The 22396-nt window shown below is 64.0% G+C and carries 20 protein-coding genes; 18 read left to right on the top strand and 2 right to left on the bottom strand.

Features of this window, described 5'->3' with window-relative positions; translation table 11 throughout:
* The first annotated feature begins 1 nt into the window (after window position 1).
* Genes bchB through hemA form a run of 12 tightly spaced genes read left to right on the top strand, consistent with a single transcriptional unit; the run spans window position 2 to window position 14020 of the window.
* Complete coding sequence (gene bchB, locus RBJ75_RS13040; protein ID WP_044406928.1) at window positions 2-1603, top strand: ferredoxin:protochlorophyllide reductase (ATP-dependent) subunit B; 1602 nt, start codon at window positions 2-4, stop codon at window positions 1601-1603.
* Complete coding sequence (locus RBJ75_RS13035) at window positions 1578-5330, top strand: magnesium chelatase subunit H (protein ID WP_044406926.1); 3753 nt, start codon at window positions 1578-1580, stop codon at window positions 5328-5330. Before bchB ends, RBJ75_RS13035 begins: the two co-directional genes overlap by 26 nt.
* Window positions 5327-6265 carry a ferredoxin:protochlorophyllide reductase (ATP-dependent) iron-sulfur ATP-binding protein gene (gene bchL / locus RBJ75_RS13030; protein WP_276156846.1) on the top strand — a complete coding sequence of 313 codons (939 nt, stop codon included), beginning with the start codon at window positions 5327-5329 and terminating at the stop codon, window positions 6263-6265. Before RBJ75_RS13035 ends, bchL begins: the two co-directional genes overlap by 4 nt.
* Entirely contained in the window at window positions 6265-6966 is a 702-nt protein-coding gene (bchM, locus tag RBJ75_RS13025) for a magnesium protoporphyrin IX methyltransferase (RefSeq protein WP_276156845.1), read from the top strand. Before bchL ends, bchM begins: the two co-directional genes overlap by 1 nt.
* Window positions 6963-8402, top strand: a complete 1440-nt coding sequence (locus tag RBJ75_RS13020) for an MFS transporter (RefSeq protein ID WP_044415571.1) — start codon at window positions 6963-6965, stop codon at window positions 8400-8402. Before bchM ends, RBJ75_RS13020 begins: the two co-directional genes overlap by 4 nt.
* 22 nt (window positions 8403-8424) lie before the next feature.
* Window positions 8425-9195, top strand: a complete 771-nt coding sequence (puhA, locus tag RBJ75_RS13015; protein ID WP_044415572.1) for a photosynthetic reaction center subunit H — start codon at window positions 8425-8427, stop codon at window positions 9193-9195.
* On the top strand, window positions 9192-9851 hold the full coding sequence (gene puhB / locus RBJ75_RS13010) for a photosynthetic complex putative assembly protein PuhB (RefSeq protein WP_044415573.1): 660 nt from the start codon (window positions 9192-9194) through the stop codon (window positions 9849-9851). The genes puhA and puhB overlap by 4 nt, the downstream gene beginning before the upstream one ends.
* A gap of 55 nt (window positions 9852-9906) precedes the next feature.
* On the top strand, window positions 9907-10323 hold the full coding sequence (gene puhC / locus RBJ75_RS13005) for a photosynthetic complex assembly protein PuhC (RefSeq protein WP_411194510.1): 417 nt from the start codon (window positions 9907-9909) through the stop codon (window positions 10321-10323).
* Window positions 10324-10325: 2 nt separating this feature from the next.
* A complete protein-coding gene (locus RBJ75_RS13000) occupies window positions 10326-10625 on the top strand; it encodes a hypothetical protein (protein ID WP_173427383.1) in 300 nt (99 codons plus the stop codon).
* A complete protein-coding gene (gene acsF / locus RBJ75_RS12995; RefSeq protein ID WP_044415579.1) occupies window positions 10622-11722 on the top strand; it encodes a magnesium-protoporphyrin IX monomethyl ester (oxidative) cyclase in 1101 nt (366 codons plus the stop codon). Before RBJ75_RS13000 ends, acsF begins: the two co-directional genes overlap by 4 nt.
* A gap of 13 nt (window positions 11723-11735) precedes the next feature.
* Entirely contained in the window at window positions 11736-12812 is a 1077-nt protein-coding gene (puhE, locus tag RBJ75_RS12990; RefSeq protein WP_044415582.1) for a putative photosynthetic complex assembly protein PuhE, read from the top strand.
* Window positions 12809-14020 carry a 5-aminolevulinate synthase gene (gene hemA / locus RBJ75_RS12985; protein ID WP_044415584.1) on the top strand — a complete coding sequence of 404 codons (1212 nt, stop codon included), beginning with the start codon at window positions 12809-12811 and terminating at the stop codon, window positions 14018-14020. Before puhE ends, hemA begins: the two co-directional genes overlap by 4 nt.
* 128 nt (window positions 14021-14148) lie before the next feature.
* Here hemA and RBJ75_RS12980 read toward each other — a convergent pair whose 3' ends face one another.
* On the bottom strand, window positions 14149-15117 hold the full coding sequence (locus RBJ75_RS12980; RefSeq protein ID WP_044415586.1) for a LysR family transcriptional regulator: 969 nt from the start codon (window positions 15115-15117) through the stop codon (window positions 14149-14151).
* Between the two features lie 125 nt (window positions 15118-15242).
* Here RBJ75_RS12980 and RBJ75_RS12975 point away from each other — a divergent pair, with 125 nt between their 5' ends.
* From RBJ75_RS12975 to cbbX, 6 genes are all read left to right on the top strand, one after another.
* Complete coding sequence (locus tag RBJ75_RS12975) at window positions 15243-16277, top strand: class 1 fructose-bisphosphatase (RefSeq protein WP_317529037.1); 1035 nt, start codon at window positions 15243-15245, stop codon at window positions 16275-16277.
* A 71-nt stretch (window positions 16278-16348) separates the two neighbouring features.
* Entirely contained in the window at window positions 16349-17224 is an 876-nt protein-coding gene (locus tag RBJ75_RS12970; RefSeq protein ID WP_276156732.1) for a phosphoribulokinase, read from the top strand.
* A gap of 112 nt (window positions 17225-17336) precedes the next feature.
* Window positions 17337-18422: a class II fructose-bisphosphate aldolase gene (gene fba / locus RBJ75_RS12965; protein WP_317529036.1), complete on the top strand. Its 1086-nt coding sequence runs from the start codon at window positions 17337-17339 to the stop codon at window positions 18420-18422.
* A gap of 57 nt (window positions 18423-18479) precedes the next feature.
* Window positions 18480-19937 carry a form I ribulose bisphosphate carboxylase large subunit gene (locus RBJ75_RS12960; RefSeq protein WP_044408856.1) on the top strand — a complete coding sequence of 486 codons (1458 nt, stop codon included), beginning with the start codon at window positions 18480-18482 and terminating at the stop codon, window positions 19935-19937.
* Between the two features lie 127 nt (window positions 19938-20064).
* Window positions 20065-20490: a ribulose bisphosphate carboxylase small subunit gene (locus RBJ75_RS12955; protein ID WP_044408859.1), complete on the top strand. Its 426-nt coding sequence runs from the start codon at window positions 20065-20067 to the stop codon at window positions 20488-20490.
* A 2-nt stretch (window positions 20491-20492) separates the two neighbouring features.
* Entirely contained in the window at window positions 20493-21407 is a 915-nt protein-coding gene (gene cbbX / locus RBJ75_RS12950; protein WP_044408862.1) for a CbbX protein, read from the top strand.
* A 206-nt stretch (window positions 21408-21613) separates the two neighbouring features.
* On the opposite strand, the gene RBJ75_RS12945 is transcribed toward cbbX, so the two are convergent.
* The gene (locus RBJ75_RS12945) at window positions 21614-22396 is read right to left on the bottom strand and encodes an alpha/beta fold hydrolase (protein ID WP_044408865.1); all 783 of its coding nucleotides are present in this window, start codon (window positions 22394-22396) and stop codon (window positions 21614-21616) included.

Raw genomic sequence — 22396 nt, 5'->3', positions numbered from 1 at the left:
GATGCAGCTCACCGTCTGGACCTATGAGGGACCACCCCATGTCGGCGCGATGCGCGTCGCCACCGGCATGGAAGGCCTGCACTACGTGCTGCACGCGCCGCAGGGCGATACCTATGCGGATCTGCTGTTCACCATGATCGAGCGGCGCGACCGCCGGCCGCCGGTGACCTACACCACCTTCGCCGCGCGCAACCTCGGCGGCGATACCGCCGAATTGTTCAAGACCGCCGCGCAGAATGCCTATGACCGGTTCCAGCCGCAGGCGATGATCGTCGGCGCATCCTGCACCGGCTCGCTGATCCAGGACGATCCGGGCGGGCTGGCGCGGGCGCTCAAACTGCCGATCCCGGTGGTGGCGATCGATCTGCCGGCCTATCAGCGCAAGGAGAATTGGGGCGCCGCGGAGACGTTCTATCAATTGGTGCGCGCGCTGGCTGGCCCGTCGGCGCCGGCGCCCGGCACCAAGCGTGCGGAGCGCGCGCCCGGCGTGCGGCCGCGCTGCAATCTGCTCGGCCCCACCGCGCTCGGCTTCCGGCATCGCGACGACATTATCGAAATCACCAGGCTGCTCGGCCAGCTCGGCATCGACATCAATGTGACCGCGCCGATGGGCTCGACGCCGGCGGATCTGGCGCGGCTCGGCGATGCCGATTTCAACGTCGTGATGTATCCGGAGATCGCCGGGCAGGCGGCGTCCTGGCTGCAGCGGATTTTCCATCAGCCCTTCACCAAGACCATTCCGATCGGCGTCTCCGCCACCAAGGACTTCATCGCCGAAGTGGCGGCGCTGGCCGGTGTCGATCCCGCGCCGGTGCTGAAGGCGGCCGCGACCCGGCTGCCGTGGTACTCGCATTCGGTCGACTCGACTTATCTCACCAACAAGCGGGTGTTCATTTTCGGCGACGCCACCCATGCGGTGGCGGCGGCGCGGATCGCGTCGGAAGAACTCGGCTTCAAGGTGGTCGGGCTCGGCACCTATAGCCGCGAATTCGCCCGCGAGATCCGCGAGGCCGCCAAGCTCTACGACGTCGAGCCGCTGATCACCGACGACTATCTCGAGGTCGAGTCCAAGGTCGCCGAGCTGCATCCGGAACTGGTGCTTGGCACCCAGATGGAGCGCCACATCGCCAAGCGGCTGGGCGTGCCCTGCGCGGTGATCTCGGCGCCGGTGCATGTGCAGGATTTCCCGGCGCGCTACGCGCCGCAGATGGGCTTCGAAGGCGCCAATGTGATCTTCGACACCTGGGTCCACCCGCTGATGATGGGCCTGGAAGAACATCTGCTGGCGATGTTCAAGGACGATTTCGAATTCAAGGACGGCGCCATGCCGTCGCATCTCGGCACCGGACACGCCGCGCCCATCGCGGACAATCCCGCCGAAACCCTCGCGCCGGCCGCCGCGCCGGTTGCGGCCACCACGGAGACCACGACCACGACGACGGCAGCGGTGTGGGCCGCCGATGCCGAGAAAGAACTCCACAAGATCCCGTTCTTCGTGCGGGGCAAGGCCCGTCGGAATACCGAGCGATTCGCCAACGAAAATGGCGTCGCCACCATAACAGTCGAGACCTTGTACGATGCCAAAGCGCACTACGCTCGCTGACCAGACACCCATTCGTGTCGTCATCGTCACCATGGACAGCCATCTGTCCGGAGCCGCCGCGCGTGCGCGGAATCTGCTGCGGAAGGATTATCCCGGCATCGAGCTGACGGTGCATTCCGCCGACGAGTGGGGCACCGACGACGGCGCGCTGGAACGTTGTCATGCCGACATCGCCAACGGCGACATCGTCATCGCCACCATGCTGTTTCTGGACGATCACGTCCGCGCGGTGATGCCGCAGTTGGAAGCGCGGCGGAAGCAGTGCGACGCGATGGTCTGCTGCATGTCGGCTGCCGAGGTGGTGAAGCTGACCCATGTCGGCAAGTTCGACATGAGCGCCGAGACGCTGGGCGCGATCAACTGGCTGAAGAAGCTGCGCGGCAAGCGCGACGGCAAGCCGGCCGGCGGCAAGGGCGAAATGGCGATGCTGCGCCGGCTGCCCAAGCTGTTGCGCTTCATTCCCGGCACCGCGCAGGACATGCGTGCCTATTTCCTCACGCTGCAATATTGGCTCGGCGGTTCCGAGCAGAACATCGCCAATATGGTTCGGCTGCTGGTCGATCGCTACGCCGATGGCCCGCGCAAGGGGTTGCGCGGCATCGCCAAGGTGGAGCCGCCGGTCGAATATGCCGATATCGGCGTCTATCATCCGCGCATGAAGGGCATGATCAGCGATTGCGTCGACAAGCTGCCCAACGTCGCGGAGCAGCGCGGCACCGTCGGCGTGTTGCTGTTGCGATCCTATCTGCTGGCCGGCAATGCCGGTCACTATGACGGCATGATCGCGGCCTTCCAGAGCAAGGGCCTCCGCGTCATTCCGGCCTTCGCCTCGGGCCTCGATCAGCGCCCGGCGATCGAGAAATTCTTCATGAAGGACGGCCGGTCGATCGTCGACGCGGTGGTGTCGCTGACCGGATTCTCGCTGGTCGGCGGCCCGGCCTATAATGATTCGAAGGCGGCCGAGGACATGTTGGCCAAGCTCGACGTTCCGTATCTGTCGGCGCACCCGGTCGAGTTTCAGACGCTCGAACAATGGGGAGCGTCGGATCGCGGGCTGATGCCGGTGGAGAGCACCATCATGGTGGCGATCCCCGAGCTCGACGGTTGCTCCGGCCCGATGGTCTATGGCGGCCGCTCCGATGGCGGCGCCGAAACCTGCGCGGGCTGCGATCGCTCCTGTAATTTCACCCGCTCCGAAACCGGCGGCGACATGAATGTCTGCAGCGAGCGCGCCGAGATGCTCGCGGCGCGGACCGCGCGGCTGGTGGCGATGCGGCGCAGCGCGCGCAAGGATCGCAAGGTCGCGATCGTGCTGTTCAACTTCCCACCGAATGCCGGCAACACCGGCACCGCGGCGTTCCTCTCGGTGTTCGAGTCTTTGCACCGCACGCTGGGCGCGATGCAGCGCGAGGGCTACGTCGTCGAGGTCCCGGCGACCGTCGACGAGTTGCGCGAGCGCATCATCACCGGCAACGCGGCCCGGTTCGGCGCCGCCGCCAATGTGCATGCCCGGATTCTCGCCGGGGACCACGTCAAGAACGAGCGCTGGCTGAAGGAGATCGAAGCCCAATGGGGACCGGCGCCCGGCAAGCATCAGAGCGACGGCAGTTCGATCTTCGTGCTCGGCGAACGCTTCGGCAATATCTTCGTCGGGGTACAGCCGGCCTTCGGCTATGAAGGCGATCCGATGCGGCTGCTGTTCGAGAAGGGGTTCGCGCCGACCCACGCCTTCTCGGCATTCTATCGCTGGCTCAAGGAAGATTTCGGCGCCAGCGCTGTGCTGCATTTCGGCACCCATGGCGCGCTGGAATTCATGCCCGGCAAGCAGACCGGGCTGTCGCAGCAATGCTGGCCCGATCGGATGATCGGCGACCTGCCGAACCTGTATCTCTACGCCTCCAACAATCCGTCCGAAGGCGCGATCGCCAAGCGGCGGTCGGCCGCGACGCTGATCAGCTATTTGACGCCGCCGGTGGCGCATGCCGGCCTGTATCGCGGCCTGGTCGAGTTGAAAGCCTCGATCGAGCGCTGGCGCGGCCTGCCGCCCGAGGACATGGCCGAGCGCGCCGAGCTGGCGGTGCTGGTGCAGGCGCAGGCCAGCGCGTTGGATCTGGTCAAGCCGGAACCGGCCTGGAGCGAAGACGAAGCCGGCGCCACCATTCTCAAGCTGGCCGATGCCGTGCTCGAAATGGAATACACGCTGATCCCGCATGGTCTGCATGTGGTCGGGGAAGATCCCTCGATCGAGCAGCGCGCCGAGATGTTGCAGGCCGTCGCCGACGCCTCGCATGGCATCCGGCCCGAACTGTCGGTGCTGGAAGCCATCGTGCGCGGTGACAAATCCGACAAGCTGATTGCCTCGCTCGGCGCCGCCGACCATGCCGCCAATGTGGCGATCTTCGACGAACTCGCCGCCACCGACAAATTGCTGGCGGTCGATCACGAGATCCCGGCGCTGATCAAGGCGCTCGACGGCAAGTTCATCCGTCCGGCGCCCGGCGGCGATCTGCTGCGGACCCCGGCGATCCTGCCGACCGGCCGCAATCTGCACGGCTTCGATCCGTTCCGGATTCCCTCGGCCTTCGCCGTGCAGGACGGCGCCCAGCAGGCGCAGCGGCTGATCGACAAGCATGTCGGCGACGGCAACAAGCTGCCGGAATCGATCGCGATCGTGCTGTGGGGCACTGACAATCTCAAGAACGAGGGCGCGCCGATCGCGCAGGCCCTGGCCCTGCTCGGCGCGCGGCCGCGGTTCGACGGCTATGGCCGGCTGACCGGCGCCGAGCTGATCCCGCTGGAGCAGCTCAAGCGGCCGCGGATCGACGTCATCATCACGATGTCGGGCATCTTCCGCGATCTGCTGCCGCTGCAGATCAGATTGCTGGCCGAAGCCTGCTTCCTCGCCGCCTCGGCCGACGAGCCGGTGGAGATGAATTTCATCCGCAAGCATGCGCTGGCCTATCAGGCCGAGCACAAATGCGACATGGAGACCGCGTCGCTGCGGGTGTTCGGCAATGCCGACGGCGCCTATGGCTCCAACGTCAACCATCTGGTCGAGAACAGCCGCTGGGAAGACGAGGACGAACTCGCCGAGACCTATACCCGCCGCAAGAGTTTTGCTTACGGGCTCAAGGGTCAGCCGGTGCAGCAGACCGAATTGCTCAAGAGCGCGCTGGCCGACGTCGATCTGGCCTATCAAAATCTCGATTCGGTCGAACTCGGCGTCACCACCGTCGACCACTACTTCGACACGCTAGGCGGCATCAGCCGCGCGGTGCGCCGCGCCAAGGGCGGCACTACGGCGCCGGTCTATATCGGCGACCAGACCCGCGGCGCCGGCACCGTTCGCACCCTGTCCGAGCAGGTCGCGCTCGAGACCCGCACCAGGATGCTGAATCCGAAATGGTACGAGGGCATGCTCAAGCATGGCTATGAGGGCGTGCGCCAGATCGAGGAGCACGTCACCAACACCATGGGCTGGTCAGCCACCACCGGCGAAGTGGCGCCGTGGGTCTATCGCCAACTCACCGAGACCTTTGTGCTCGATCCCGAGATGCGCGCCCGGCTGGCGGCACTCAATCCGGTGGCGTCCGCCAAGGTCGCCAACCGCCTGATCGAGGCGCACGAACGAAACTACTGGTCGCCCGACCCTGAAATGCTCGAGGTCCTGCGCAAGGCAGGCGAAGAGCTCGAGGATCGCCTTGAAGGCGTAGGAGTAGCCGCATGAACATCCTGACTGACCCCTCCAAGCTGAAGACCTCCGGCTGCGCCGACACCAACGCCTCGAAATGCGCCGAGGGTGACGGTGAGGGCAGCGTCCAGGTTCAGCTCGACCCCAATATCAAGATCGGCACCGCGAAGGTGATCTCGATCTACGGCAAGGGTGGCATCGGCAAGAGCACGACCTCGTCGAACATGTCGGTGGCGTTTTCCAAGCTCGGCAAGCGGGTGCTGCAGATCGGCTGCGACCCCAAGCACGATTCCACCTTCACGTTGACCAAGCGGTTGATCCCCACCGTGATCGACGTGCTGGAATCGGTCAATTTCCATTCTGAGGAGCTGCGCCCCGAGGACTTCGTGTTCGAGGGATACAATGGCGTGATGTGCCTGGAGGCGGGCGGCCCGCCGGCCGGCACCGGCTGCGGCGGCTATGTGGTCGGCCAGACCGTGAAGCTGTTGAAGGAGCATCACCTGCTCGAAGACGCCGACGTGGTGATCTTCGACGTGCTCGGCGACGTGGTATGCGGCGGTTTCGCCGCGCCGCTGCAACATTCCGAACAGGCGATGATCGTCGCCGCCAATGATTTCGATTCGATCTTCGCGGCAAACCGCATCGCCGCGGCGATCGCCGCCAAATCGAAGAACTACGGCGTCCGCCTCGGCGGTATTATTGCTAATCGTTCGAAGGACACCGACCAGATCGACAAGTTCTGCGCGCAGACCGGAATCCAGCGGGTCGCGCATCTGCCGGACCTCGACGTCATTCGCAAAAGCCGTCTGAAAAAGATGACGCTTTTTGAGATGGATCACACCGATGAAATCCTGGCTGTGCAACAAGAGTATCTTCGGCTCGCGTCCGAGTTGCTGGAGGGCAAGCAACCGCCGGCGCTCGGCAAACCGATGAAGGATCGCGATATCTTCGACCTGTTGGGATTCGATTGATGGCAGTGGGTAGTTATATCGAACGGCGGGGAGAGCTTGAGACCTATTTCGACCGCACCGCGGCCGACAATTGGGCCAAGCTGACCTCCGACGCGCCGGTCAGCGGGATCCGCGCCACGGTGCGGGCCGGCCGCGACGAGATGCGCAATACGCTGCTGTCCTGGCTGCCGGCAGACATGAATGGGATGCGATTGCTGGATGCCGGTTGCGGCACCGGCGCGCTGTCGATCGAGGCGGCGCGGCGCGGGGCCGATGTCGTCGCCATCGATCTGTCGCCGACGCTGGTCGCGGTGGCGCGCGAGCGGCTGCCCCCCGATATCGATCCGTCGAAGATCGATTTCACCTCGGGCGACATGCTCGATCCCAAGCTCGGCGAATTCGATTTCGTCGTGGCGATGGATTCGTTGATCCATTATTTGCCGCAGGATATCTGCCGGATCATGGCAGGTCTGGCGTCGCGTACCCGGCGCTCGCTGGTGGTGACCTTCGCGCCCAAGACCCCGGCGCTGGCGCTGATGCATTTCGTCGGCGGCTTCTTCCCGCGCGGCGACCGCGCACCGGCGATCGAACCGGTCGGCGAGCAGAAATTGCGGCGGCTGCTGACGTCCGATCCGGCGCTGCAGCGGTGGCAGGTCGGCCGCACCCATCGGGTGTCGAGCGGCTTCTACACCTCACAGGCTCTGGAGATCATTCCACGATGAGCCAGATGGCAGCGACCTTTACAAAGGGCTGGATGCGGTTGGGGACCCGCTTTCTGCCGTTTGCCGATGCGGCGACGAAAGAGCTTCCGCTCGGGCGTCTGCTGCGGCTGTCGCTGTTTCAGGTATCGGTCGGGATCTCCATCGTGCTGCTGAACGGCACGCTGAATCGGGTGATGATCGTCGAACTCGGCGTCTCGACGCTGCTGGTGTCGCTGATCGTATCATTGCCGCTGGTGTTCGCGCCGTTCCGGGTGCTGATCGGATATAAGTCGGACAATCATCGCTCGGTGCTGGGTTGGCGCCGGGTGCCCTATATCTGGCTCGGCACGCTGCTGCAATTCGGCGGCTTCGCGATCATGCCATTCGCGCTGCTGCTGCTGTCGGGCTCCGGCACCGGCGAATGGCCGCCGATCTATGGAAAATTGGGCGCGGCGCTGGCGTTTCTGATGGTCGGCGCGGGGATGCATACGACCCAGACCGCGGGCCTGGCGCTGGCGACAGATATCGCGCCGGAGGACGCGCGTCCCCGCGTGGTGGCGTTCCTGTATGTCATGCTGCTGGTCGGGATGACCGGCAGCGCGTTGATCTTCAGCGAGTTGCTGCGAAACTTCAGCGAGATGCGGCTCATTCAGGTGATCCAGGGCGTCGCCGTCACCCAGATGTTGCTGAATATTGCCGCGCTATGGAAGCAGGAAGCCCGTAACCCGGCGCTGACCTCGGCCAAGCGCGAGCGGCCGCAATTCAGGCAGTCCTGGGACAAGTTCCGGGCTGCCGGCGGCTCGATCCGGATTCTGGTCGCGGTCGCGCTGGGCACCGCCGGCTTCTCGATGCAGGACATTCTGCTTGAGCCCTATGGCGCCGAAATCCTGAAACTGTCGGTCGGTCAGACCACTGCGCTGACGGCTTTCTTCGCACTGGGAACGCTGGCCGGGTTTGGCCTTGCGGCCAGGTCGTTGGGACGCAATGCCGATCCCTACCGCATCGCCGGGCTCGGCGCGGTGGCGGGTGTTTTCGCTTTCGCCGCGGTGATTATCGCCGGGGCGACGGGCTCGGTGCTGCTGTTCAGGATTGGCACGGCGCTGATCGGCTTGGGCGGCGGGCTGTTCGCCGCCGGCACGCTGACCGCCGCGATGGCAATCGCCAGGAATGGCGAAAGCGGGCTGGTACTCGGCATGTGGGGCGCCGCGCAGGCGACCGCGGCAGGTGGCGGAATTCTATTAGGCGGCGGCATTCGGGACGCGGTGTCGTCGCTGGCGGCCAACGGGATGCTCGGCGGCGTCCTCGCCGATCCGTCGACTGGATACAGCGTCGTCTACAACATCGAGATCGCGTTGCTGTTCGCAACGCTGGTTGCGGTCGGTCCGCTCGTGCGCTCAGTACAGACGAGCTTCCCGCAATCTTCATCCAAATTCGGCCTAGCCGAATTTCCAGGTTAACAACGAGGAAGGGGTCGGTCCCATGCAAGCCGGAGCCTATATGGACGTCGCACAGGTCACACTGTACGTATTTTGGATTTTTTTTGCGGCCTTGATTTTCTATCTGCGCCGTGAAGACAAGCGCGAAGGATATCCGCTGGTATCGGATACCGGCGGCGGTCGCCTGACCCAGATCGGCATTCCGAATCCCCCGGATCCGAAGACCTATCTGCTGCGCGGCGGTCATACCGCGACGGTTCCGAACCACCGGAACGATCGTCCCGACGTCGCCGTCGCGCCGACCGCGCCGTGGCCGGGTGCACCATTCGCGCCGACCGGCAATCCGTTCGCCGACGGCGTTGGACCGGGCTCCTATGCGGCCCGCGAAGACGTTCCGGAACTGACCATGGACAACATTCCGGCGATCGTTCCGATGCGTGCCGCCAAGGGCTTCGCGCTCGATCCGCGCGACCCGAATCCAGTCGGCATGCAGGTGATCGGGGCCGACGGCGTGGTCGGCGGCGTGGTCACAGATGCCTGGGTCGATCGTGCCGAAGTGTTGCTGCGCTATCTCGAAGTCGAAACGACCTCGGGCAAGGGCAAGCGCAAGGTCCTGCTGCCGGTGCCGTTCGCGCTGATCAACCGCCCGTTCGGCAAGGTCTCGGTCGACGCCATCCTGGGCAGTCAGTTCGCTGACGCGCCGGGTGTGGCCAAGGCCGACCAGGTCACTAAGCTCGAGGAAGACAAGATCGTCGCCTATTACGGCGCTGGCACCCTCTACGCCACGCCGCAGCGTCAGGAGCCGATTGTATGACCCGGACCCCCAGCCAGTTTCGTGAACTTCCCTCACCCTTGCCGGAAGGAGAACGCGTGATCTGGCAGGGGAAGCCGACCTATAAAGGATTGGCGTTCCGATCCTTTCACATCAGGGAGGCCCTGATCTATCTGGTCCTCCTGATGTCGTGGAAAGGCTGGTCGAACTGGTCTTCGGGCCAGTCGATCAGCGAAGCGGCGGCGTCCATGCTGGCGCCGTTGCTGCTGACGCTGGGCGGCATCGCATTGCTTGCCATGCTCGCCTGGCTGTTCCGGCGCGCCACCTGTTACACCATCACCGACAAGCGCATTCTCCTGCAGTCCGGAGTTGCGCTGCCGGTGACGATGAACATCCCGCTCGGCAAGATCGGCAACGCCGCGCTCAAGACCAGGAGCGACGGCAGCGGCGATATTCCGCTGCAGCTGATCGATACCGATCGCGTCTCCATGGTGCTGCTCTGGCCCCACATCCGCCCGTGGCGGCTGCAACGGCCCGAGCCGATGCTGATGTCGGTGCCGGACGCGGCTGAGGTCGCCGCCAAGCTCGCCGATGCGCTGAAGGGCCGGCACGACTCCTCCGCCGTGTCTTTGGTCAAACCGGCTAGCGGCGGACCGGCCAACGGCCCGCTGTCATCGTCAACAACGGTCGCAGCCTGAAACGGAGATCGATATGGAGCACGCCGAACACGATATCAGGATCCCGAAGGCCGCGTTGATCGCCGCCGCCGCCGTGGTGTTTTTGGCGCTGGCCGCGGCCACCACGGCGCGTCTGACTGGTTACGGCGTCACCCATATGACGCTCCCGGCCATGGTCGAGAGCATCGATCTTCAATTCGAGGACGATGCCGCCGGCAATGTGCTGGTGTTCGACGCCCGCGACCACAAATTGTTGCACTCACTGCCCCCGGGGGAGTCGGGCTTCGTGCGGGTGGTACTTCGCGGCATGGCGCGCGAGCGCATGCTCGCCTCGATCGGGTCGGAACCGCCGTTTCGTCTCGCCCGCTACGAGAATGGCCAGCTCACGCTGACCGACACGGCCAACAACCGGCTGATCGACCTGAATGCCTTCGGATCCAGCAATCTGGCGGCCTTCGCGCAGCTCATGAAAAAACCGGACGGCTCAAAATGAGCATGATCCGATTAGGGAAACGCACCAGCTTCGACGTGCCCTGCACGGTGGAAATCGAGCAGAGCTCGGAAACCCTGCACGCCCATGTGATCCTCGATGGCGACATCGAGATCGGGCCAGGTGACGAGGTCACCGTGCACGACGCGCCGACCCATGTCGAATTCGGTGAACGTCTGGTCGTGCGACGCACCGCGACGGTGGTCCGCGCCGGCCTGCTCGACCGGATCCGGGCGCGGCTGGAAGGATATCTCGAACTGACCGAACTTTACGAAGTCAGCTTCTCGAACGGGAGGGTATCATGATTCCAATGGAGGGCGGCACCCAGGGCAGCCTGCGCCCAAGCGCACGGCCCACGATCAAGGGCAGTCGCGAAAGTCTCGACATCGCGCGCGAGGACACCATCCTCACCCCGCGATTCTACACCACCGATTTCGCCGCGATGGATCGCCTCGACGTCAGCCTGGTGCGGTCCGAATGGAACGCGATGATCAAGGAATTGCGCGCCGACTACAACAAGGCGCATTTCAAGAAGCAGGACGAATTCAACTACGATCTGGAGCAATTGCCGCCGGAACTGCGCAAGGAGTTCAAGGACTTTCTGGTCTCCTCGCTGACCGCGGAATTCTCCGGCTGCGTGCTGTACTCGGAAATCAAGAAGCGGATCAAGAACAAGGAAATTCAGGAGCTGTTCGGCTATCTCAGCCGCGACGAGGCGCGACATGCCGGCTTCATCAATGAAATCCTCAAGGATCATGGCATCGGCGTCGATCTCGGCTTCCTCACCAAGGTGAAGAAGTACACTTATTTCCGGCCGAAATTCATCTTCTACGCGACCTATCTGTCGGAGAAGATCGGCTATGCCCGCTACATCACCATCTTCCGGCAGATGGAGCGACATCCGGAACGTCAGTTCCATCCGATTTTCCGCTGGTTCGAGAGCTGGTGCAATGACGAGTTTCGCCATGGCGAGGCGTTCGCGCTGCTGATGCGCGCCGATCCGTCGCTGCTGCGCGGTTTCAACAAGCTGTGGATCCGCTTCTTCGTGCTGGCGGTGTTCGCCACGATGTATGTCCGCGATCACATGCGCCCGGCGTTCCACGAAGCGCTCGGCATGGACCCGACCGATTACGACATGCAGGTGTTCCGGATCACCACGGAAATCTCTAAGCAGGTATTTCCGGTCACGCTCAATCTCGACGACCCGCGCTTCCTCGCCGGGCTCGAGCGGCTGCGGGTGGTGTCGGACAAGATCGCCGACAGCCATGCGCAAGGCCTGCTCGGCAAAATCAAACGCCCGCTGCTGGCGGCGCAGGCCGCGCTGGCCTTCGCGCGCCTGTTCCTGCTGCCGGCGAAACGCAACGAACTGCCCCGCGTCATCGGCCTGCGGCCGGCGTGGTGAGGGAAGTGAATTCATGGCCTCATACCTAGGACCACCGTTCTTCGCGGCCTTTGTCTGGTGGTTCAGCACCGGGGCGGTGCTGCTGCTGGTCGGCAGCGTCGGCCGGTCCGGCATGCTGCGGCTGGTCTGTGCGGGCGGGATGCTCACGGTGGCGTTGTGCGGCCTGTCGGTGACGGCGAACGACACCAGTGTCGGGGCGGCCTACATGGCCTTCAGCTGCATCATCTTCCTGTGGGGGGCGCAGGAGATCGCCTTTCTGTCCGGCTGGTTGACCGGTCCGCGTGCCGAACCTTGCCCGCCGCATGCCAGGGGATTTCGTCGGTTCAGCCTGGCGTTGCAGGCGATCATCTATCACGAGATTTGCCTGCTGAGCTGCGGCGCGGTGGTCGCCGCACTCACCCTCAATGCCGAAAACCAGGTCGGGCTGTGGACCTATCTGGCGCTGTGGGTGCTGCGGCAGAGCGCCAAGATCAACCTGTTTCTAGGCGTGCCGGTGACCAATGACGAATTGATGCCGGACGCCGTTCAGTTTCTAAAGACCTATTTCGCACGCAAGCCGGTGAGCGCCTTCTTTCCGCTCTCGGTCACGCTGGCAACCGCTGTTCTTGTCGTGATGGTGCAGCGGATCGTCGAAGTTGCCGCGACCCCGTTCGAGGTCGTCGGTCTGACGCTGGTCTCGACGCTGTTCGCGCTTGGTGTCGTCGAGCACTGGTTCATGCTGCTCCCGTTGCCGGCGATCACGCTGTGGAGCTGGGGTATTCGCACAGGGTTTCCGCCGGAGGACATCATCATGGAAACGAAACCATCCGCCACTGTGGTAGCCATGGCCGAGCTGGGCGCGGCCAAGCAGGTTTCCGACTCGGCCTCCACCACGAATGAGGTGCGCGCCGCTGCTCCTCAGCTCGTCGTGGTGCCGAATGGTCGCAAGGACGAGACGCCGCCGAAGCCGCGCAGCGCCTGTGCCCGGCAGCGGCTCGAGGACCAGTTCAGGCAGACTTTCCTGGAGCAGCATCCGCGAGGCGAATTGGCGCCGGCCCGGATCGGAATCGGCGCTGAGCCGGCAGCAACAGTCAACGGGAGGACATCATGAATTACGAAGCGTATTTCCGTCGTCAGATCGAGGGCTTGCATCGCGAAGGCCGGTACCGGGTATTCGCCGATCTGGAACGCAAGGCGGGCTCGTTCCCGCAGGCCAAATTTCACCACCCGGACGGCGAGAATGACGTCACGGTGTGGTGCTCGAACGACTATCTCGGCATGGGCCAGCATCCGGCGGTGCTGAAGGCGATGCACGAGGCGCTCGACAGCTGCGGCGCCGGCGCTGGCGGCACCCGCAACATCGCGGGCACCAATCACTATCACGTCCTGCTCGAACAGGAGCTGGCTGCGCTGCATGGCAAGGAAGCGGCGCTGCTGTTCACATCGGGCTATGTCTCCAACATGGCGTCGCTGTCGACGCTGGCGTCGCGGATGCCGGGTTGCGTGATCCTGTCGGATGAACTCAACCACGCCTCGATGATCGAGGGGATTCGCCACAGCCGCAGCGAGACCCGGATCTTCGCCCACAACGACGTGCGCGATCTGGAGCGCAAGCTGGCCGATCTCGACCCCAATGTGCCGAAACTGGTGGCGTTCGAGTCGGTGTATTCGATGGATGGCGATATCGCGCCGATCGCCGAAATCTGCGACGTCGCCGATGCCCATCACGCGATGACCTATCTCGACGAAGTCCACGGCGTCGGCCTGTACGGCCCGAATGGCGGCGGCATCGCCGATCGCGAAGGTCTGAGCCACCGGCTGACGATCATCGAGGGCACGCTGGCCAAGGCGATCGGCGTGGTCGGCGGCTATATTGCCGGCTCGGCAGCGGTCTGCGACTTCGTCCGCAGCTTCGCCTCCGGCTTCATCTTCAGCACCTCGCTGCCGCCCGCGGTGGCCGCCGGTGCGCTGGCCAGCATCAAGCATCTGCGCACCAGCTCAGCGGAGCGCGAACGGCATCAGGACCGCGTGGCGCGGCTGCGCAAGCGGCTGGACGAGGTCGGCGTGGCGCATCTTCCCAATCCCAGCCATATCGTGCCGGTGATGGTGGGCGATGCGGTGCTGTGCAAGCAGATCAGCGACGAGCTGATCGAGCGCTTCAGCATCTATGTGCAGCCGATCAATTATCCGACGGTTCCGCGCGGCACCGAGCGGCTGCGGATCACGCCGTCGCCGCTCCACAGCGATGCCGACATCGAGCATCTGGTGCAGGCGCTTAGCGAAATCTGGGCCAAGGTCGGCCTCGCCAAGGCGGCGTGAGGATTGGGTTGGCGCAAGCGTCCGGGGGCGAGTTCCTGGGCGGCGTCCGGCTCTTAAGCATCGGCTGGCGGCCCATTGGCCGCCAGCTCCTAAGCATTGCTTGACGGCCCTGGCGGCGCTGACCGCCGTCAGGGCCGCTTGGCGCGGACCGACGGCCGGGTCAGGCGGATTCGCCGATGGGTTCTCGGCAGAAATTCCGATCCGCGGGCACTGAGAAAATCCAGCATCGCGCGCGCCGGCGGCAGCAGCACCTTGTCCTTGCGGCTGACCACAAACCATTGCCGCACGATAGGCAGGCCGACGACGTCGAGGATCACCAGCCGTCTCTCATCAAGATCGGTGGCCACGGTATGCGCGGAGATGAAAGCGATGCCGAGACCGGCGATCACCGCCTGCTTGATGGTTTCATTGCTGGCCATTTCCATGCCGATTGGCGGCCTTATCCCGGCCGATCCGATCAGCTGCTCCATCAGGCTGCGCGTGCCGGAGCCGGGCTCGCGGGTCAGGAAGGTCTCGTTGGCGAGGTCAGACAGCGCGATGTCCTGGCGCTGCGCCAGCCGGTGGGCGGTCGGCGCGATGATCACATGCGGATGATTGCCGATCAGGTGAATGTCGACGTCGAGATCGACCGGCGGCCGTCCCATGATGGCGATGTCGAGCTCATAACCGCGCAGCGCGCTGCCGATTTCCTGGCGGTTTCCGATCGAGAGTTTGACGTCGATTTTCGGATGCAGCTTGAGGAATCCGGAAATCGCGAACGGCACGAAATATTTCGCCGTACTCACCGCGCCGATTGAGACTCGCCCGCCGGTGCGGCCGGCGATCATGTCCAGCGACGTCTCGCAGGCGGCGATCGCCGCCTCGATCCGCCCGCACAGCGCCAGCACTTCGGCGCCGGCCGCGGTCAGCACCATCCCGTCGCTCTTGCGTTGAATCAAAGGCAGTCCGGCGAGCGCCTGGAGATTGCGCAGCTGCAGCGTCACCGCGGGCTGCGTCAGATTGAGCTTGGCGGCGGCGGCGGTGATGCTGCCGTTTTCGGACAGCGCCGCCAAGGCGCGTAATTGCCGGATCGAGACGGTTCGGAATTGCTTGGCCATATAAAAATAACTTGGGAAGGAGGCAAGATAATAAAATTTCTCTTATTTAAGCGTTGCCGTCAAGATCGCGCCGAAAGGCCCGACATCGCAAGCCAATTGCCGAGTCGGATTTCGGGGAAACGACCATGAGCCAAGGCCAGACACTATCTCAATTTGTCGATCTATATGCGGGTTCAGACCCGCTTCGTATTGCGGTTGCGGCGGCGGTTCGGGCGATCGCGGCGGCGTCGATCGAGATTTCGGAGCTGATCGGGCAGGGCGCGCTGGGCGGGATCACCGGCAAGACGCAGGGCTCGGCCAATGCCGATGGCGACGTGCAGAAGGATCTCGACGTCCGCGCCGACCAGATGGTGATCGCAGCACTAAAGGATGTGCCGTTCGCGGTGCTGGCGTCGGAGGAATCCGAGCAGCTGGTGGAGAGCGATCCGAAAGCGCTGATCTCGATCGCCTATGATCCGCTCGACGGCTCCTCCAACATCGACACCAATATGACGGTGGGGACGATCTTTTCGATCATTCCCAATGAGCCCGGCGTGGCGCCGTTCTCGGCGCCCGGCAGCTGTCAGCTGGCGGCGGGCTTCGTGGTCTACGGGCCGCAGACCTCGCTGGTGCTGACGCTCGGCGATGGCGTCGACATCTTCACGCTGGACCGCGCAGCCAGGACCTATCGGCTGATCCGCGAGAAGGTCCAGGTCTCGCCCGACACCGCCGAATACGCCATCAACGCCTCGAACCATCGGCACTGGGAGCAGCCGGTGCGCGACTTCGTCGACGAATGCCTGGCCGGCGCCGACGGCCCGCGCAGCAAGGATTTCAACATGCGCTGGATCGGCTCGCTGGTGGCCGAGGCCTATCGCATCCTGACCCGCGGCGGCGTGTTCCTGTATCCGGCGGATTCGCGCCCGGGCTATGGCGAGGGCCGGCTGCGGCTGTTGTACGAGACCCACCCGATGGCCTTTGTGATGGAGCAGGCCGGCGGCGGCGCCTCGACCGGGCGCGAGCGCGTGCTCGATCTCGCCGCGTCATCGATCCATCAGCGCTCGCCCTTGATCATGGGCTCGCTCGACAAGGTCGAGCGCATCGAGCTGCTGCACAATGATCCCGACGCCGCCTCGCGCACCGCGCCGCTGTTCGCGCGCCGCGGCCTGTTCCGGGTCTGACGTCGCCCGAATCCGAACTCACCGAGTCCGAACAACCCGAGGCTTAAGTATCCGGAGTCTGAAAGTCACAAATGTCCCGCAAGCATCCGATCATTTCGATCACCGGTTCGTCCGGCGCCGGCACCACCTCGGTCAAGCGCACTTTCGAGCAGATCTTCCGCCGCGAAAACGTCAACGCCGCCTATATCGAGGGCGACGCGTTCCATCGCTACAACCGCGTCGACATGCGCAACAAGATGGCGGCGGAGTCCGAACTCGGCAATCGCCATTTCAGCCATTTCAGCCCCGAGACCAATCTGTTCGAGGAGCTCGAGACCACCTTTCGCGACTATGCGGCGACCGGCACCGGCAAGACCAGGCACTATGTCCATGACGACACCGAGGCCAAGCTGCACGGCGTGGCGCCGGGCAATTTCACCGACTGGGCGTCGCTGCCGCCGGATTCCGATCTGCTGTTCTACGAAGGCCTGCACGGCGCGGTGATGACCGAGACCGTCAATGTCGCCCAGCATGCCGATCTGAAGATCGGCGTGGTGCCGGTGATCAATCTGGAATGGATTCAGAAGCTGCACCGCGACCGCAGCGACCGCGGCTATTCCACCGAGGCCGTCACCGACACCATCCTGCGCCGGATGCCGGATTATGTGCACTACATCGTGCCGCAATTCGGCGAGACCGACATCAATTTCCAGCGGGTGCCGACGGTCGACACCTCGAACCCCTTCATCGCGCGCTGGATTCCGACCGCGGACGAATCGATGGTGGTGATCCGGTTCAAGAGCCCGCGCGGCATCGACTTCGCTTATCTGCTGTCGATGATCCAGGGCAGCTTCATGTCGCGCGCCAATTCGATCGTGATCCACGGCTCGAAGATGGATCTGGCGATGCAGCTGATCCTGACGCCGCTGATCATGCAGCTGATCGAACGCAAGCGGGGCGCCAAATGAGCGCGCAAGCGGGAGGCAAAATGTCCATCTGCGGCATGGCGCCGCGACGCAGCGACGCCGCCGCCTGGAACTTGACCAGATCGTTCGCAACCCACATTCAACAGGAGGCATCATGGCCCGCATCATTTTGAGGCAATTGCTGGATCACGCCGCCGAGCACGGCTATGGCGTGCCAGCATTCAACATCAACAATATGGAGCAGGGCCTCGCCATCATGGAGGCGGCAGCCGCCGTCGACGCCCCGGTGATCATCCAGGCCTCGCGCGGTGCGCGAGCCTACGCCAACGACATCATGCTGGCCAAGATGATCGAGGCGTTGAGCGAGATCTATCCGCAGATCCCGCTATGCATGCATCAGGATCACGGCAATGACGAAGCCACCTGCGCCACCGCGATCCAGCACGGCTTCACCTCGGTGATGATGGACGGCTCGCTCAAGGCCGACGCCAATACCGCGGCCGACTACGCCTACAATGTCGACATCACCAGCCGCGTCACCGACATGGCGCATTGGGTCGGCGCCTCGGTCGAAGGCGAGCTCGGCGTGCTGGGCTCGCTGGAACATGGTGGCGGCGAGCAGGAAGACGGCCACGGGCTGGAAGGCACCGTCAGCCAGGATCAGCTGCTGACCGATCCCGACCAGGCCGCCGACTTCGTCCGCGCCACCAAGGTCGACGCGCTGGCGATCGCGATGGGCACCTCGCACGGCGCCTATAAATTCTCGCGCAAGCCCGACGGCGATATCCTGGCGATGAAAGTCGTCGAGGAGATCCACCGCCGGCTGCCCAACACCCATCTGGTGATGCACGGCTCGTCTTCGGTGCCGCAGGAATTGCAGGACATCTTCAACGAGTTCGGCGGCGGCATGCCGCAGACCTTCGGCGTGCCGGTCGAGGAGATCGTGCGCGGCATCAAGCACGGCGTGCGCAAGGTCAATATCGACACCGATTGCCGTCTCGCCATGACCGGAATGTTCCGCAAGGTTGCGACGCAAAACAAGGCCGAGTTCGATCCGCGCAAATTCCTCAAGCCGGCGATGGACGCCATGCGCGACCTCTGCCGCCAGCGCTTCGAACAATTCGGCACCGCCGGCAACGCCTCCAAGATCAAGGTGATCCCGCTGTCCGAAATGGCCAAGCGCTACAAATCCGGCGCGCTTGATCCGCAGATCGGAGGCATAGCCCGCGCTGCCGAGTAGTTGTCTGGCGTTCTTCCCCGGTTGTGAACCGGGTCAACATTTTTCAGGGAGAGCAACATGAACGAATCCGTCACGATACGAGGCAAGGATCGCTACAAGTCCGGCGTCATGGAATACAAGAAGATGGGCTATTGGGAGCCCGATTACGAGCCGAAGGACACCGATATCATCGCCCTGTTCCGGGTGACGCCGCAGGACGGCGTCGATCCGGTCGAGGCCTCCGCGGCGGTCGCCGGCGAATCCTCGACAGCGACCTGGACCGTGGTGTGGACCGATCGCCTCACCGCGGCGGAGAAATATCGCGCCAAGTGCTACCGCGTCGATCCGGTGCCGAATTCGCCGGGGCAGTACTTCGCCTATATCGCCTATGACCTCGATCTGTTCGAGAACGGCTCGATCGCCAATCTGTCGGCCTCGATCATCGGCAACGTGTTCGGCTTCAAGCCGCTGAAGGCGCTGCGGCTGGAAGACATGCGGCTGCCGGTCGCTTACGTCAAAACTTTCCAGGGGCCGGCCACCGGCATCGTGGTCGAACGCGAGCGGATGGACAAGTTCGGGCGTCCCTTGCTCGGCGCCACCGTGAAGCCGAAGCTCGGCCTCTCCGGCCGCAATTACGGCCGCGTGGTCTATGAAGCGCTGAAGGGCGGGCTCGACTTCACCAAGGACGACGAGAACATCAACTCGCAGCCCTTCATGCATTGGCGCGAGCGCTTTCTGTATTGCATGGAGGCCGTCAACAAGGCGCAGGCGGCGTCCGGCGAGGTCAAGGGCACTTACCTCAACGTCACCGCCGGCACCATGGAGGAGATGTATGAGCGCGCCGAATTCGCCAAGCAGCTCGGCTCGGTCATCATCATGATCGATCTGGTGATCGGCTATACGGCGATCCAGTCGATGGCCAAATGGGCGCGCCGCAACGACATGATCCTGCATCTGCACCGCGCCGGTCACTCGACCTATACGCGGCAGCGCAATCACGGCGTCTCGTTCCGCGTCATCGCCAAATGGATGCGGCTGGCCGGCGTCGACCACATCCATGCCGGCACCGTGGTCGGCAAGCTCGAGGGCGACCCCGCCACCACCAAGGGCTATTACGACATCTGCCGCGAAGACTACAATCCGATGCAGCTCGAGCACGGCATCTTCTTCGACCAGAACTGGGCCAGCCTCAACAAGCTGATGCCGGTGGCCTCGGGCGGCATCCATGCCGGCCAGATGCACCAGCTGCTCGATCATCTCGGCGAGGACGTGGTGCTGCAATTCGGCGGCGGCACCATCGGCCATCCGATGGGCATCGAAGCCGGCGCCACCGCCAACCGCGTCGCGCTGGAGGCGATGATCCTGGCCCGCAATGAGGGGCGCGATTATCTGCACGAGGGCGAGGAAATTCTCGCCAAGGCGGCGATGACCTGCACGCCGCTGAAGGCGGCGTTGGAGACCTGGAAGAACGTCACCTTCAACTACGAATCCACCGACATGCCCGACTACGCGCCCACCCCCCAAGTGTCGATGTGATCGTCATTGCGAGGAGCGAAGCGACGAAGCAATCCAGTAGCTTCGTGCACTGGACTCCTGGATTGCTTCGCTTCGCTCGCAATGAAGAAATCGACGGTCGATCTGCTAGACATCAAGGAGCAATTCAATGCGCGTCACCCAAGGTTGCTTTTCATTCCTGCCGGATCTCACTGACGACCAGATTTCCAAGCAGGTGCAATACGCGCTCGGCAAGGGCTGGGCGGTGAACCTCGAATTCACCGATGATCCGCACCCGCGCAACACCTTCTGGGAAATGTGGGGCCTGCCGATGTTCGACCTGCAGGACGCCGCCGGCGTGCTGATGGAGCTGAACGAATGCCGCAAGATCTATGGCGACCGCTATATCCGGCTGTCGGCGTTCGACGCCAGCCATGGCTGGGAGTCGGTGCGGCTGTCGTTCATCGTCAATCGGCCGAAGGAAGAACCCGGCTTCCGGCTTGAGCGCCAGGAAACCGACGGTCGCACCATGCGCTACACCACCAAGGCCTATGCGGTCGATCGTCCCGAGGGCGGCCGCTACGGTGGGGCATGAGCATGGACGCGGTGCCGCAAGGCGCCGCCGATCCCCCGGCCGAACAGGTTGATCTGCGTAAGGAGTTCAACGAGGTCGGAATCGGCGAGGTACTGGATCAGCTCGATCGCGAATTGATCGGGCTGAAGCCGGTGAAAACCCGGATCCGCGAGATCGCGGCATTGCTGCTGGTCGAGCGCCTGCGCAAGCGGATGGGCTTGGCGAGCGGCAACCCGACGCTGCACATGTCGTTCACCGGCAATCCCGGCACCGGCAAGACCACGGTGGCGATGCGGATGGCCGCGATCCTGCACAAGCTCGGCTTCGTGCGCCGCGGCCATGTGGTCTCGGTGACCCGCGACGAGTTGGTCGGGCAATATATCGGCCACACCGCGCCGAAGACCAAGGAGGTGCTGAAGAAGGCGATGGGCGGCGTGTTGTTCATCGACGAGGCGTATTATCTGTATCGCCCCGACAATGAGCGCGACTATGGCCAGGAGGCGATCGAGATCCTGTTGCAGGTGATGGAGAATCAACGCGACGATCTGGTGGTGATTCTCGCCGGCTATGGCGATCGGATGGACAAGTTCTTCGCCAGTAATCCGGGCTTCCGCTCGCGGATCGCGCATCACATCGATTTTCCGGATTATTCCGACGCCGAATTGCTGCAGATCGCCGAGATGATGCTGGCCGAGCAGAACTACAAGTTCGATCCGGCGGCGCGCGAGGCGTTTCGGCGCTATATCGAGATCCGCAAGACCCAGCCGCTGTTCTCGAATGCGCGTTCGATCCGCAATGCGCTCGACCGCACCCGGCTGCGCCAGGCCAACCGTCTGGTCGCCGATCTCGATCGGGTGCTGACGGCGAATGACATCATGACGCTGGAGGCGTCCGATGTGCTGGCGAGCCGGGTGTTTTCAGATGCGAAGAGCGAGTGAGGCGCGTCATTCCGGGTGCGAGCCCTGAGTGCCGGACTGAAAGGAGCGAATAAACCAACGATGGTTTCGTCATTGCGAGCCGAGGACGGCGCATTGCGCCGTCCGACAGCGAAGCAATCCAGGGCGACAAGCACAAACTAGATTGCTTCGTCGCAAGTGCTCCTCGCAATGACGAAATTGAATGGCTTGCCTCTATTGATGCGTAATCACCCCCGCAGCGCCGCCAGCACCTCGTCGGGACGCTCGACCATCATGGTGTGGCCGGCGCCGCGCAGCACCACGCTGCGCGAACCGGGCACCGCCGCCGCCAGTGCCTTGCCGTTGCGGATCGGCGTCATCATGTCGCGATCGCCGAGGATGAAGGTCGCCGGCACGGTCACCCGGGCCGCCGCGGCGAGGGCGTCCTGATAGGCGTTGCAGGCCGACAGATCGGCGAAGATTACGCCGGGCCTGTTGGCTTCCAGCACGCGCATCGCGCCGCCATGCATCCACAGGCCGGGCGCGAGGTTACCGCCGAGCTCGGCGTCGTAGCCGAGTCCCCAGATCGTCATCATAGCGCTGGCCGCCGGATCGTCGGCCTCGGCGGCCTTCAGCAGATCGGGCCCGACCGTCATCGTGCTGGTGGTGCCGATCAGGCCGAGCGAGGCCACGCGGTCCGGGTGCCGCGCGGCAGTCTCTAGCGCGATCAGCGATCCCATCGAATGGCCGATCAGCTTGGCTTGCGACGCAGCCGCGGCGTCGAGCAGCGCCACGATCCAGTCCGCCATCTCGGCGATGCTGCGCAGCGGCGCGCCCGCCGAGCGGCCATGGCCGGGCAGATCCGGCGCCAGCACGCCAAATCCGTGATGCGCGAACCAGCGGGTGTGCAGCGCCCAGACCGAATGATCGAAGCCGGCGCCATGGATGAAGACAATGCTCGGCAGCGTGGCGTCGAACGCCCGCCCGCCGGTGGCCACGAATGTCTCGACGCCGTTTACGGACAATTGCAT

The organism is Rhodopseudomonas sp. BAL398, from assembly GCF_033001325.1.
Taxonomy (GTDB): domain Bacteria; phylum Pseudomonadota; class Alphaproteobacteria; order Rhizobiales; family Xanthobacteraceae; genus JARJEH01.
This window is presented reverse-complemented; position numbering and strand designations above follow the sequence as displayed.

What these genes read in the sequence shown, in the direction of transcription:
- bchB (WP_044406928.1), top strand. Translation starts at nt 2, where the DNA reads ATGCAGCTCACCGTCTGGACCTATGAGGGACCACCCCATGTCGGCGCG.
- RBJ75_RS13035 (WP_044406926.1), top strand. Translation starts at nt 1,578, where the DNA reads ATGCCAAAGCGCACTACGCTCGCTGACCAGACACCCATTCGTGTCGTC.
- bchL (WP_276156846.1), top strand. Translation starts at nt 5,327, where the DNA reads ATGAACATCCTGACTGACCCCTCCAAGCTGAAGACCTCCGGCTGCGCC.
- bchM (WP_276156845.1), top strand. Translation starts at nt 6,265, where the DNA reads ATGGCAGTGGGTAGTTATATCGAACGGCGGGGAGAGCTTGAGACCTAT.
- RBJ75_RS13020 (WP_044415571.1), top strand. Translation starts at nt 6,963, where the DNA reads ATGAGCCAGATGGCAGCGACCTTTACAAAGGGCTGGATGCGGTTGGGG.
- puhA (WP_044415572.1), top strand. Translation starts at nt 8,425, where the DNA reads ATGCAAGCCGGAGCCTATATGGACGTCGCACAGGTCACACTGTACGTA.
- puhB (WP_044415573.1), top strand. Translation starts at nt 9,192, where the DNA reads ATGACCCGGACCCCCAGCCAGTTTCGTGAACTTCCCTCACCCTTGCCG.
- RBJ75_RS13000 (WP_173427383.1), top strand. Translation starts at nt 10,326, where the DNA reads ATGATCCGATTAGGGAAACGCACCAGCTTCGACGTGCCCTGCACGGTG.
- acsF (WP_044415579.1), top strand. Translation starts at nt 10,622, where the DNA reads ATGATTCCAATGGAGGGCGGCACCCAGGGCAGCCTGCGCCCAAGCGCA.
- puhE (WP_044415582.1), top strand. Translation starts at nt 11,736, where the DNA reads ATGGCCTCATACCTAGGACCACCGTTCTTCGCGGCCTTTGTCTGGTGG.
- hemA (WP_044415584.1), top strand. Translation starts at nt 12,809, where the DNA reads ATGAATTACGAAGCGTATTTCCGTCGTCAGATCGAGGGCTTGCATCGC.
- RBJ75_RS12980 (WP_044415586.1), bottom strand. Translation starts at nt 15,117, where the DNA reads ATGGCCAAGCAATTCCGAACCGTCTCGATCCGGCAATTACGCGCCTTG.
- RBJ75_RS12975 (WP_317529037.1), top strand. Translation starts at nt 15,243, where the DNA reads ATGAGCCAAGGCCAGACACTATCTCAATTTGTCGATCTATATGCGGGT.
- RBJ75_RS12970 (WP_276156732.1), top strand. Translation starts at nt 16,349, where the DNA reads ATGTCCCGCAAGCATCCGATCATTTCGATCACCGGTTCGTCCGGCGCC.
- fba (WP_317529036.1), top strand. Translation starts at nt 17,337, where the DNA reads ATGGCCCGCATCATTTTGAGGCAATTGCTGGATCACGCCGCCGAGCAC.
- RBJ75_RS12960 (WP_044408856.1), top strand. Translation starts at nt 18,480, where the DNA reads ATGAACGAATCCGTCACGATACGAGGCAAGGATCGCTACAAGTCCGGC.
- RBJ75_RS12955 (WP_044408859.1), top strand. Translation starts at nt 20,065, where the DNA reads ATGCGCGTCACCCAAGGTTGCTTTTCATTCCTGCCGGATCTCACTGAC.
- cbbX (WP_044408862.1), top strand. Translation starts at nt 20,493, where the DNA reads ATGGACGCGGTGCCGCAAGGCGCCGCCGATCCCCCGGCCGAACAGGTT.
- RBJ75_RS12945 (WP_044408865.1), bottom strand. Translation starts at nt 22,396, where the DNA reads ATGCAATTGTCCGTAAACGGCGTCGAGACATTCGTGGCCACCGGCGGG.